A 12,795-nucleotide genomic window follows, 5' to 3' on the forward strand; every position below is an offset into this window, starting at 1 on the left:
AAAAAATAAAAAAGCAGCGGATTCGCTACTTTAAATGTTTCTTAGTTTATAAACTGAAATCTTCCAATGATTTATCAATCTCATCCTGTTGGATTCCTATATAACGTAATGTAATCGATGGAGCAGAATGATTAAAGATCGTTTGTAGCATTACTACATCTTTTGTCTTTTGGTAATAATGATAGCCAAAAGTCTTTCTAAGAGTATGCGTTCCAATTTCATCAAGTCCTACTTTTTCAGCAGCAGCATTCATGATTCGATAAGCTTGAATTCTTGTAATTGGTTTACCCGTCTTTTTAGAAGCAAACAAGCAGTCTATTTCGCCCATTCCATTTACATACTCGTTTATTTTTTCACGTAAAGCAGTATTAATAATGAAACGTTTATCTTTACCCGTCTTTTGTTCTTTGATCACAATGTGAGTTCTTTCTTTCACGTCATTCACATGCAACTTCAATAAGTCGCTTATTCTAAGACCTGTATTAATTCCCATTTCAAATAAAAATAAATCACGATAAGATTGACGACGCAAAACTTCTTTCACTTCTTCTAATTTTTTCTTATCTCGAATTGGTTGCACAAACTTCATTCCTTACCCCTCCATACGTTATGTTACATTAGATGTAACTTCATATACATTATGTTACATAAAATATGGTAGTTATTTTTATAAATAGATAGAAACGTTGTTAAATCAACGTTTTCTGTTAAAAACCTAATGTAACAAAATATATGATGTGTTACATTAGATGGTTTCTGAACCACTTTTACAATATTTAGTTTGTGTTGAGTTTGTTTTGTTAACTACCATTATTTTTATCCGTTTGTGGAGAATGCTTCTTCAACTTGTATATAGAATTGTAAGGCAAAAAACGAGAGGGCGAAAAATTATGAAACTAAAAATCAAAACACCAAACGGATTTAAATTAAAACTTTGCATCTTCCCAAAATTAATTAGCGCTATTGGATTACTAGTTCTATATCTCCACCTAGCAGGGCCTCATCTGAGCCTTGTTTATTTTCGTTCGTTGTGTTCGTTTGTTTTGTTAGACCTTAAATCGAATTGCAACTACATTCTTCATATTTAATAAGTATTAATTTAGAAAACCCATAAACAAAAAAAGAGCGCTGTGAAGAAGCGCACTCATTTAAAGTACTTTACCAATCGCGATCACAGTCACGATCATGATTACGTCTGCGACGGCACTCATCACAATCGCAGTCACGGTCACGTCTACAACGACGGTCATCACAATCTCTATGTCTGCGTCTACAAAACATTAAATCATCCCAAAATCTATTACAATCTCTGCAATGTCTGAAATTACAATTACATCCCATAAATATGATTACCTCCTCTCAACTCTAGGATTCATCATATTCTATGCTAAAAAACAAAAACAGCTTGTTTACTAGTCTATATTTTGCATTTTAGAATAATAATATTCGTATTTAATCTTCAAATTGCAAGTCTATTTCACCACTTATCATCCCTTAACAACAAACAAGACGCCACCCAGATCACGGCAGCGCCTACGATAATTGCTATTGGTTTAATCATTATTCCGCTAATAATCCTAACTCATGTTGAATCCCTGAGAACGAATAGCCATATACAAATCCAACAATACGAATACCTGGAGCTACATACTCTGCACCTTAATTTACAGCCTCATTAAAACACCGCTCTAATCCATCTAATGTTAAATCCATTATTCATCCTCCTCCAAAATAAAAGCACCCGAATGGATGCTTTTTTCATTAAGTATTAATTTGCACTTTAACTACGGTAAATGAAGTTTTATCCTTCTTCCAGCTACCTAATGATGCTGCACTAATCTGCACCAACATTATTAAGTAGCCGGAAGAAGAGCAAAAGCTCTCCCTAATAACGGTATCATTCAATCACTACCATCTGCTGGTTACGGATTTTATGTGCCATCATTATGAATCGTTTAGACAAAATATAAAGGAATCTTTATGAGTTGTGTTTTCCGCCACTACTCACAATACAAATATAACACGCTAATCCCAAAACAACCGGCACGTTTCCTGCCAAAAAGCGGTCACGACTCTGCCACAATTAAATTCCTTGAAACACCGCTTATGTGATTTTATTTAAGTCTGGTACTACCAAATATAAAAATCCGTTTATTAATATAAAAGCAATTAATAACATGCATGTAGTCGCAATAATATAATTAGTAAATTTATAAACGAACAACCTTCTATACATCCACATAATAAAGCTATTTGCAACCCCTTTATTCTTTACATTGACAATCCAATTTAATACAAAGAACAACTGGAATCTAATAATCCAAATCAAACTTATATAAAGTAATCCAATCCCAAAAAACTTAAACATGATTGTTATAAACTCCTGATGATAAGTACTTGAAACATTTAGGAATCTTCCTAACAATCCATTCCATCCTCCATTTTTAATAAACTGCTCCGCATTATTAATATTAGAATTGCTTATTATTGGAGAACTCAAACTCATATTAACTATAAGAAACATACACCAATAAACAATCGGAAAGAACAGCCCCACCTTATCTTTCGTAGGTAACTCTTGCAATATTGCTACTTTATGTACCCCGTAAATTATTAATATCGAAATGATAAGACCAAAAGAGAATGTTATATACCCAAAATCTATTATCTCATTTCTGTAAACTAAAGATAAATAAATTAAAATAAGAGAAGCTATTATATGGATAATTAACCATTCTCTTGGTATGTCACTATTTACTTTTCTTGCTTCCATAATTTTTGGTGGAAGATTAATAATTTGAATATGTTTAATTGAATTATTTATAGTGGTGGCAGCTACTTCATTTTTTTATTTGGTGTTCGAAAAATCCAAATCACAATAATCCCCAACAAAGTATAAATCGCACTTGCAATAAGATTCCCCATAATTCCGTTAAAATCCAATCCAATCACTCCTTTATTTTTCATATTTTACCTCTTTATACATTAATGTTGTAATTCCTACATTTTTTTGTTGAAAAACACTTTTCTAAAAAACTTATAATCTTTTATTTTTCCTCCTTTATTCTTTATAGAACAAATAACAATTTTACATTTAATTGACTTACCCATATCTTATATTGTGTGTAACTGACCTGATTCTGAAATCCCTTGCTATCATTGACTTAATTAAACTTTCCCTTTTGAGTTACACAGTACGGAATTTATGAGTAACTGTATAGATTTAAAAAAGAAAAAGCATTGATTAGATTTTAAACCTAGTCATTGCTTTATCCATTGCATCTTGGTTTACCCCTATATAACGTAACGTGACCTTCTCAGACGAGTGATTGAATATCTCCATGAGTAATGCTATGTTTTTCGTTTGCATGTACATATGATACCCGTACGTCTTTCTTAGCGTATGTGTTCCTATTTCATCTAATCCAAACTCTGCTGCGGCTATACTTAATATCTTATATGCCATGCTACGACCGATAGGACGATTCTTCCCTTGTCTACTTTGCAACAAATACTCATGATCTTCTCTTTCTTCTATAAACCATTTAAGTTCTCTTTTTAATGCTGCAGTAATTTGAATACGTTTTTGTTTTCCTGTTTTCTTTTCCCTCATAGAGATATGACTCCCTTTGACATCTCCTACCTTCAATTTTAAAATGTCAGAGATTCTCAGGCCTGTATTGATTCCCATAATGAATAAAATATAATTTCGTACACTCTTCTCCTTGAAATACTCTTTTAGCTGCTGTATTTCTTCTGGATCACGTATTGGCTGAACAAAATTCATTATTCATTACCTCCAGTCTCTTCTATCTCGTAAACTTCTAATCCAAGTGCAAAAGCGAGCTTATAAAATGCTTTAGACTTCCAACGTCGATAAGTACGCTCTGACATTCCCATTTCGTTATAAACCATATAATCACATACATCCTCTTCTTCTAAATAACGTTTATAAATAATATCCCTTTGGATAATTCCTGCACGTCCGTTTCCTAATCGATTTAGAAATTGATCAATACGTAATGACATTCTTTCAAGCCATTCTTCTCGTTTACTTTGTTGAATATTCGCTATAGCAACATCTTCTAATGGCTTACCAACTGCATGTGTAGGACCGTGTTCACGCATTTCATAAGAAGGAGTGACTTTCATTTCTTTACGCATCATCCCGAATTGCCTATGTATACGTACACTTTCCAACACGCCTTCTAATTCCTCTTGTGTTGCCGTTCTATCGATTTTTGGTAGGAAAGATAATTGTTTAGTCATGTAAGACCACTCCTTTTTATTTTTTAATTACTTTTGTCTTAAAGCTCCACATCTACGTTCATAACGTGGTCCACGAATCCCCATTAAATCTTCAATTTCACGAGTGCTTAATTTCTCTTTTTGTTTTTTCTTGTTTTTCTTTTTCGCTTGTTTTGATTGCTTATTCCACTCACGCAATTGATCTCTTAGCACCTTCATTTCCCCATCTCCCTATTCAAAATAAAAAGGACACCATTTCTTAAAACAGCTTTATCGCTGCTCTAAAAATTGGTGTCCTCTAGTTTTCTAACCGGACTATATTCAGTTTCTTTTCACTTTAAAATGCCAGCTTGTACAAAAATGTTTCTCCAAGCATTTTTAACTCTATATTTTTCAAAGGATTTCGCACGTCGAGCAATATATTTTCTTATTTTTCGCTTCTTTAAACTAGCCATTCTTCTAACCACTCTTTCTATTAAAAGGATTATTTTATTAAAATCTTCACGCGCAATAACTTCGAAATCTTAATTCCAAATGAACCTCTAGACACCTACACCATATACTAATTTAAATTCTTCCTAAGAAAGCAGGTGAAAACTTTGCCATCTATTCTTGGAAACCTTGTCGTTCAAAACAGTAACGGTTCTTTTAATTTAGGTGATTTTTATAATGTTTCCCCAAAAGATAATCAAAAATCTTACAATGGTTCAGGTGCAACTAATGCCGCTTTTATTGTTAATACCTTTAACGGTGTTAGCGCAACAAACACATTTGATTCTGATGTTGCAGATCAAGATCAAGTAGTAACAAGATAATTTTCCCCTCTCCCCCCTGAATAAAACTCAATATTCCGTTAATACTGTAGATAGGCTGTTAAACAGCCGGAAATCTCTTATGTGTAACCGTACTGATCGAGACTTCCTTCAAGACTGAGCAGTTAGCTTTTGCTAGCTGCTCTTTTGTTTGAAATTAAAATAGCGTTTTCGTTCAAATACTTCACGCCCCATGAAAAAATTACATATGATATCACGTACTCTTTTACATTAAGAGTTTTGGTCCGAAGAGCACTTATATATAGTGCTCTTTTTGGTATGGAATGTGAAATAAAGGCTTGCTCTTAAAACCTTTTATGTAATTATTATAGGTTTTTTCCTTACACCCGTGTTTCTGTTTACTCATAAGTTGTTAAAGTATAAATATAAATTGGTAGTTAATTTATAAGGGAGGTGTAAAAATGAGTAAATTTAAAAAGAATTGTCACATACCCTTTCCATGTGCCTTTCCTTTACCTCAAATAGGGCCTACTGGAATAACTGGAGCGATAGGACCTACCGGGATAACCGGAGCGACAGGACCTTCTGGTGGACCTCCGGGACCTACTGGAGCAACTGGGCCTTCTGGTGGACCTCCGGGGCCTACTGGGCCTACCGGCATAACCGGAGCAACCGGGCCTTCTGGTGGACCTCCGGGGCCTACTGGACCTACCGGACTTACAGGAGCAACCGGACCTTCTGGTGGACCTCCGGGGCCTACTGGGCCTACCGGAATAACTGGAGCAACTGGGCCTTCTGGTGGACCTCCGGGGCCTACTGGGCCTACCGGAATAACTGGAGCAACTGGGCCTTCTGGTGGACCTCCGGGGCCTACTGGACCTACCGGACTTACAGGAGCAACCGGACCTTCTGGTGGACCTCCGGGACCTCCGGGACCTTCTGGGCCAACCGGCATAACCGGAGCAACCGGACCTTCTGGTGGACCTCCGGGGCCTACTGGACCTACCGGACTTACAGGAGCAACCGGACCTTCTGGTGGACCTCCGGGGCCTACTGGGCCTACCGGAATAACTGGAGCAACTGGGCCTTCTGGTGGACCTCCGGGACCTTCTGGACCTACCGGAATAACTGGAGCAACTGGGCCTTCTGGTGGACCTCCGGGGCCTACTGGGCCTACCGGAATAACTGGAGCAACTGGGCCTTCTGGTGGACCTCCGGGGCCTACTGGGCCTACTGGGCCTACCGGACTTACAGTATCTGGGTTATCTCATTATGCTTATGTTTTCAATACAGCAGCTCAAGTTGTTGCCTTAGAAGCACCTATTCTTTTTAATTCACATGGTAGAATGACATCTGGTTTTACTCATACGCTGGGAACTTCTCAATTAATGGTTCTTAATGCAGGAGATTATAAAATTTCTTTTTCTGTATCAGGAGTTGAGCCTAATCAATTCACACTTTTTTTAAATGGTGCTCCGGTTACCAGCGCAGTTTATGGATCAGGTGCAGGGACTCAACCAAACAACGGCCAAACAATCCTCGCTTTAGCTGCAGGTGATATTATTACCCTTAATAATCATACTTCCGCTGCTGCGGTTACTTTGCAGACTTTAGCAGGTGGGACACAAACAAATGTAAATGCTTCGATTGTAATTGAAAAATTAGATTAATTTTAAATAAAGCTATTCTCAAAAACAGTTAATATTTCACTTTTGGAAGCTTCCTCAATTAATAATTTGAAGGGGCTTCTTGTTCATTAAATATATACATTGGTTTTGATAAGTGTTTCTACGATAAATTGAAGTTTTTATTAAACACATACAATTCTTTTTCAACATTCAACATATAGATTTAATGAATTGTATTTTGTATTATATAAGTAGCATCAACGTAAACTTTACTATTAACTTTTTTCCAAAAAAAGGTCCTGCCCTCACTACAGGTCCTTTTTAAAGAAGTCTTCTCCTACTAAAATTGCGTTTTTATTAAAAACTTCTCACATTTAAACCGGACAAGCATATGTTATTGTATGGAAGCTTTCCATTCATAGCATTCTACCTTTCTTATTTGAGAGCACGCTTATATGTGTGCTCTTTTTTATTTAAGATAAAATAACGATTTTGTTTAAAAACTGCACATATATTAAAAGCATACATACACTAATCATAGTCACCTTTATATATAAATCTTGGTCATAGAGCGCCTTAAAAAGCGCTCTTTTTATTCAAATAAAGATTTTGTTTAAACTTGCACCTACACTAAAAACATACATACAATAGTCATATACATCTCATTGTTAGTCACGGAGCGCCTTTCTCCTAAGGCGCTCTTTAACTTTCAAATAAGGATTTTATTAAAATTTCATCCCTCTGATTTTTCCACTATTCTTTTTACATCATCTAATGTTCTAGCATCACCCAAAACTTCTCTATTTGTATTAATGTGCCAAACTATATTTTCTAATTGCGTTTTTATATCCATATCCATTCCCCTTTTCTACAAAATGATTTTTTTTTACCAGTGTACAAGCCGTTTCTCTTTAAAGAAGCAAGACATATAATAAAATGCAGGACCAAGCTTTCTAAAAACTTGTCCAAGTAAGTTCTGAAAAGAGGTGAATATAATTGGCTATCGTTAAACCGTTTATCGCTGGAAGACGATTTGTAAGTACGGCAGCAACAGGAACTGTTGCTGGAGCTGATTTAACTTTTGCTAACACTGACTTCACTGATGATGCTGGAGCTGTAACAACATTCCCTGCTTCTTATGCATTTTTAACGCTATATATTAACGGCGTAATCCAAACAGGCGATACTATTACTGGAGTTACTACTACTGCTGCTACTATTGTAGGAGGAGCTGTTCTAGATGGAGGTACTCCTATTACAATTGAATTCACTATAACGTAACTTCAGTTGTCCTTTTTATAGAGGCTTTATTACAGGAAGCCTCTATTCTTAAATAAAAACTGACATCCATTTTTGTAGCAACTACATACTGTAGAGCATATACTAGTATAGAATGATAGGAATTTATACTCACTCTCGAAAAGAGCACTTATCTATAGTGCTCTTTTTTAGCGTTTACTTATCGTTGCGATAGGTAAGACTTTGAAGTTATCTCCATCTTTTCCCCCGCTTAACACTGCACGTGCGACTTTCATCGCATACAGCGTCCCATCTTATCCTTTTATACTAAAGCAACTAAATTACAAACAATGTTGTACTCACCAACGTATTAATTCCCCTTTCTTACGAAAGGTCACATCATCTTACTCGATCCTGTGAGTTACATCTAATTGATTTAGTTTTCAACGAACAAGACTAGGGACTATCCCTCCACATTCATTGCATGCTTCATCGGTACTGTGTCCCCACCTTCACAAGAATAAAGAAATTTCGGTTCGTTAGAACCTTATATACACCTGTCTGCTAGTAGGCGTTTGTGACAGTTTCTTGCTTACCACGTTCCGATTGACTTATCTATACATATATCCTTAGGTGCTTACTTTAAGCCTGTTATCTTTACATCCTCATCGTTAGATGTTCCGAATTTCATACTATTTAATCTTACTTCTCGGTAGATAACGCCGTCGTTGACGACATACACATTTCTGATGTATTAAACGTTTAGACCCGTACATTCGCAAGTTCGCCAGTCCATTTGGACATTCTCACCATAGATATTTTGTAGCATCCCGACCTATCCATTACCCTATGATTTCTCACTTAGGTTTTGTTCAGCCGACTTCACCTAGCTTCATACAATTTGTGACTACTATCACGCCTTGCATGTAGGAGTATCAGATAAGTAGTTTCAGCTCAACCTGACGGCTTTCATTCCTACTTTCAGTCAATCAGTTGTTGTTATCAAATTGATAACCCTCCTATTTCGTGTTTGCACACTTATGAGGAAACGTGTCGCACAAATAGCATTTTTGTTTAAAATCAGCCTTATTTTTAGTTATAGCCTTACTAACACTTTTGTGTTAAAATCCTCTAGAATATTGATCTTTAGATTATTTTTTGGAGGATTTATGAACAATCAAAACAACAATGGATGCCTGATGACGTTGAATATCCAAGTATAATGTCACTATTCACATTATGTATTGGTTTTTTCATAGTAGGAATCATCTTCTCTTTAGTACTACGAGTGTTCAAATTATCCGAGGAAAGGCTAAAAGAATTAGGTTTCTTAGGCTTTACAATTTCAATTGTTAGCACCTTCCTGACGATGTATGTTGGATATTTTTGGATAACAAACCTTAACTTTACAACGGTGAAATTAACACCTCATGCTGTATTGATTTTTGCTATTTTATCTACAGTTCTTCTAGAGGCTATCTTTAAATTAATCGATAAATTTGATACCTCAGATGAAAAAGAAACACTAAAATAAATTACATTGATCGTTAACTAAGAGCACAAGAATGTGCTCTTTTTATCTATTACTAAATAACGATTTTGTTTAAAAACTGCATATATATTAAAAGCATACATACACTAATCACAGTCACCTTTATATATAACTCTTGGTCATAGAGCGCCTTAAAAAGCGCTCTTTCCCTTTAAAGAAAGATTTTATATAAAAACTACACATATTTTAGAAGCATACATATAATACTCATAATCATTTCAGAATTAGCCATTGAGTACCTTTTAAAGTGCTCTTTGCTTCTTCAAAGGTACTCACCATTTTCATAAAACAAGCATATATATACATAGACAAGACATAGTTTTTTATATAGACATGCACAATTTTTGTGCATGTTTTTTTATTTCAATACAAAATAAGGATTTTATTAAAAAACTGCACATACATTAATCCTGGTAGGCTTTTCGATATGAGTCTTGGTCATAGGGCGCCTTAAAAAGCGCTCTTTATTTTTATAGTGACAGGCTCAATAACTCCAAGTAACAAATACAATATAAAAAATTCACCTATCTTACTAAGAGTGCATATAAAAATGTGCTCTTTTTATTTGTTGTTAAATAAGAATTTTGTTTAATTTCCATTAACCGTTTTATCCACTTTACATATAGTAATATCACATGGAATTTCATAGGTTTCTCTGGACCAGTTACCTTGTATTCCTTGTGAACCTTGTGGAAAGAATCCGTTTATGACTAACGGGTTCTTTTATTTATTTTTCATACAACGATTATGCGTTGGGTTCATCAGTATGGTCCTGAATTGGACAAACGAATCCGTCGTCACCTCAAACAAATGACTCTTGGAGAGTCGATGAAACCTATATCAAAGTAAAAGGTCAATGGATGTATCTGTATCGTGCTGTTGATTCGAAAGGAAACACAATTGATTTTTTCCTAAACAAAACAAGAGACCAGAAGGCTGCAAAGCACTTTTTCAAGAAAGCTTTGCGGTCTTTTCATGTTTCAAAGCCACGTGTTATAACAGTCGATAAGAACCTGGCTTATCCTATAGCAATTGAACAGTTGAAAAAAGAAAAAAGCATATCTGATGGTATGCAACTTAGACAACAAAAGTACTTGAATAACATAGTAGAACAAGATCATCGTTTTATAAAGAAGCGAATCCGTTCTATTCTAGGGCTCAAATCTTTTGCCACAGCTATATCCATTCTTTCTGGAGTAGAAGCCATGCATATGATTAAAAAAGAACAGATTGCCTTATGGAACCAGTCTGTCCAAAATCAAAAAGAATTCATCCATCAATTGTTTGGACTTGCAACATAAGATACGATTCCGTTAGGAATATATATGCTTTATTCTCTTTTGTTTTATTTTTGCACCAGAAACTTTTTTATAAAAAATAACCTCTTCACAAAATTATACTCACCCATTTTAATTAATCTTTTTTCAACATGGATGGGTTTCTTCTATTGTAAAACCAACATTTGTAGCACGATTTTAATTAAATTTTATTCCAAACCAACATATACAAAAAAACTTCACCCCCTGGTGAAGTTCGCCTAAAATGAAGCTAGGTACATAAGTTATTTGGAATGTCATCAAAATCTGTTATTGAGAGATTGCGAAAATTCCTACAGCTCTATTCAACATAAATTGAAGATTTTTGAGAATCTAACTTTCTTGTAATTATGCTTACTATTTCTTCTATAGTTTCATGTAGAAAGAAATGCTGACCTTCAAAGGAATGAAATGTACACATTTTATTTGTGTATTGCTCCCATTTTTTCACCTCTTCATATGTAGTAAATTCATCGTCTTTTCCATTTAAAATCAGAAAATCAACATCACATGCTTTCATGTTGTAGTCATGTATATATGTCTCCACGATTTTAAAATCAGCTCTTAGAATAGGGAGAAACATTTCCAATAATTCTTCTGATTGAAACACCTTTGACGATGTACCACCCATAGCAATAACTTCATTTTTGAATTGTTCATCGGGTAGGTTATGTCGAATATTTTTCATCTTACTATTAGGATGATTTCTACCGGACAAAACAAGAAATTCAGGCAATACATTATTAGAATCCTGTATTTTTCTAGCTAATTCATAGACAATCAAACTTCCCATGCTATGCCCATATAAAATATAGGGCGAATTATCTAGTTGCTTAACTATACTATTGTAGACATCATTTACAGCCTCTTCCATACTCTGGTACAGGCTTTCTTCAATTCTATATCCTCTACCAGCTAACTCTATTGGGATTACTTCAATATGTGGATTAAAGTGATTTTTCCATTTTGAGTAACTAAATGCAGAGCCCCCAGCATGTGGAAAGCAAAAAAGTTTAATCTTTTTCATAGATTTTCTCCTTACTTTAAAATTTGTTTATATTTTGGCCAATTGTATAAATGTCTTTAATTATTATCCCATTCGGTAATTCATCACGTGTTGCACAAGCAGATATCTTATAATTTGGCTCAATATTATATTGTCTAAAGTAAAAGTTTTGGGTTATATTCTTGTATAAAATTAAGGTTCGTGACTCTTTTTTTACAGTGAATGAATTTAACGGGATATAAAGTCCTTTACCAATCGTTTTTATATAGCTTTCTTTTAATGTCCATAAATCAAAAAAATAATTGATTTGTTCATCAGAATTCATATTAGATAAATCATAAAATTCTTCCTCTGAAAAAAATTCATTTGCTAATTTAAGAGCCTCTATGTCTGAAACTCTTTCAATATCAATACCTACATTAGAATTAGCAGTGGCACAGACCACCCATTCTCCTGAATGCGAAATATTAAAGTGAAAGTCAGAAAAATTTTGAACAAAAGGTTTTCCGTACTCATTATATATAAATTTAATTTCTTCATTATTAATTTTATATTTTTGGCAAATTAGGGAACGGATTAATAAATCTCCTATCAAAGTCCTATTAATATCACATAAATTTAATAAACGCTTTATTCGTTCTCTCTTCTCATTTGAAATCAAGTTACTAAATTGATTAAACAAATGATTTTCAATATTCTTTGGTATTTTCACAGCATGAATTTGTATGATAAATCACTTCCTTTTTAAAAGGATGGCTTCCTATGTATACGTTATAGAAATTCAATTTCATTTTCTAACTTGCATTTATTCAAGTGCAAATATAATAGAAAAGGTGCATATTTACATATCAATGAAAATATACACCTTTTCTCAGCAATATCATCAAAGCATTCGCTTCTGGTACAAAAACTTCAGAGAATTTACAGCATACTATGAACAACTCATATATGTTTCTATGTCCCTATCAAGCAATTTTTCATTAGCCCCTTAAAAAGTAATGCTCTTGATATATACATAATCTCCTACACTTGA

At 34.4% G+C, this 12,795-nt stretch carries 13 protein-coding genes and 2 pseudogenes; 5 read left to right on the plus strand and 10 right to left on the minus strand.

The genetic code is table 11. The annotated features are described in order from the left end of the window. Window positions 1-46: 46 nt before the first annotated feature. From MKX77_RS27085 to MKX77_RS27120, 8 genes are all read right to left on the minus strand, one after another. The gene (locus MKX77_RS27085) at window positions 47-589 is read right to left on the minus strand and encodes a site-specific integrase (RefSeq protein ID WP_341308296.1); all 543 of its coding nucleotides are present in this window, start codon (window positions 587-589) and stop codon (window positions 47-49) included. Between the two features lie 569 nt (window positions 590-1,158). Further along, entirely contained in the window at window positions 1,159-1,341 is a 183-nt protein-coding gene (locus MKX77_RS27090; RefSeq protein WP_341308297.1) for a hypothetical protein, read from the minus strand. 763 nt (window positions 1,342-2,104) lie between these two features. Further along, window positions 2,105-2,368 (minus strand): hypothetical protein, encoded by a 264-nt coding sequence (locus MKX77_RS27095; protein ID WP_341308298.1) that lies wholly within the window; start codon window positions 2,366-2,368, stop codon window positions 2,105-2,107. 467 nt (window positions 2,369-2,835) lie between these two features. Beyond that, the gene (locus tag MKX77_RS27100) at window positions 2,836-2,967 is read right to left on the minus strand and encodes a hypothetical protein (RefSeq protein WP_341308299.1); all 132 of its coding nucleotides are present in this window, start codon (window positions 2,965-2,967) and stop codon (window positions 2,836-2,838) included. A 277-nt stretch (window positions 2,968-3,244) separates the two neighbouring features. Next, complete coding sequence (locus MKX77_RS27105; protein ID WP_327928022.1) at window positions 3,245-3,787, minus strand: site-specific integrase; 543 nt, start codon at window positions 3,785-3,787, stop codon at window positions 3,245-3,247. Beyond that, window positions 3,787-4,269 carry an ArpU family phage packaging/lysis transcriptional regulator gene (locus MKX77_RS27110; RefSeq protein WP_341308300.1) on the minus strand — a complete coding sequence of 161 codons (483 nt, stop codon included), beginning with the start codon at window positions 4,267-4,269 and terminating at the stop codon, window positions 3,787-3,789. The genes MKX77_RS27105 and MKX77_RS27110 overlap by 1 nt, the downstream gene beginning before the upstream one ends. A gap of 27 nt (window positions 4,270-4,296) precedes the next feature. After that, window positions 4,297-4,467: a hypothetical protein gene (locus MKX77_RS27115; protein WP_341308301.1), complete on the minus strand. Its 171-nt coding sequence runs from the start codon at window positions 4,465-4,467 to the stop codon at window positions 4,297-4,299. Window positions 4,468-4,580: 113 nt separating this feature from the next. Continuing rightward, window positions 4,581-4,703, minus strand: a complete 123-nt coding sequence (locus MKX77_RS27120; protein ID WP_341308302.1) for a DUF3983 domain-containing protein — start codon at window positions 4,701-4,703, stop codon at window positions 4,581-4,583. 144 nt (window positions 4,704-4,847) lie between these two features. On the opposite strand from MKX77_RS27120, the gene MKX77_RS27125 reads away from it, so the two are divergent. The 5 genes and pseudogenes from MKX77_RS27125 to MKX77_RS27145 form a co-directional block, all read left to right on the plus strand. Next, complete coding sequence (locus MKX77_RS27125) at window positions 4,848-5,063, plus strand: spore germination protein (RefSeq protein ID WP_341308303.1); 216 nt, start codon at window positions 4,848-4,850, stop codon at window positions 5,061-5,063. 419 nt (window positions 5,064-5,482) lie between these two features. Then, window positions 5,483-6,691 (plus strand): BclA C-terminal domain-containing protein, encoded by a 1,209-nt coding sequence (locus MKX77_RS27130; protein WP_341308304.1) that lies wholly within the window; start codon window positions 5,483-5,485, stop codon window positions 6,689-6,691. 954 nt (window positions 6,692-7,645) lie between these two features. Continuing rightward, window positions 7,646-7,930 carry a DUF4183 domain-containing protein gene (locus MKX77_RS27135; RefSeq protein ID WP_341308305.1) on the plus strand — a complete coding sequence of 95 codons (285 nt, stop codon included), beginning with the start codon at window positions 7,646-7,648 and terminating at the stop codon, window positions 7,928-7,930. 1,141 nt (window positions 7,931-9,071) lie between these two features. Continuing rightward, window positions 9,072-9,422: pseudogene (locus tag MKX77_RS27140) on the plus strand (epimerase); the annotation flags it as partial. 741 nt (window positions 9,423-10,163) lie between these two features. Continuing rightward, a pseudogene (locus MKX77_RS27145) lies at window positions 10,164-10,741 on the plus strand (IS6 family transposase); the annotation flags it as partial. Between the two features lie 316 nt (window positions 10,742-11,057). Here MKX77_RS27145 and MKX77_RS27150 read toward each other — a convergent pair. Together MKX77_RS27150 and MKX77_RS27155 are read right to left on the minus strand one after the other, a co-directional pair. Then, window positions 11,058-11,783, minus strand: a complete 726-nt coding sequence (locus MKX77_RS27150) for a thioesterase II family protein (protein ID WP_341308306.1) — start codon at window positions 11,781-11,783, stop codon at window positions 11,058-11,060. A 16-nt stretch (window positions 11,784-11,799) separates the two neighbouring features. Continuing rightward, the gene (locus tag MKX77_RS27155; RefSeq protein WP_445819124.1) at window positions 11,800-12,474 is read right to left on the minus strand and encodes a 4'-phosphopantetheinyl transferase family protein; all 675 of its coding nucleotides are present in this window, start codon (window positions 12,472-12,474) and stop codon (window positions 11,800-11,802) included. Window positions 12,475-12,795: the final 321 nt, after the last annotated feature.

Origin of the sequence: Bacillus sp. FSL R9-9410 (assembly GCF_038050385.1) — a bacterium.
GTDB classification, from domain to species: domain Bacteria; phylum Bacillota; class Bacilli; order Bacillales; family Bacillaceae_G; genus Bacillus_A; species Bacillus_A cereus_U.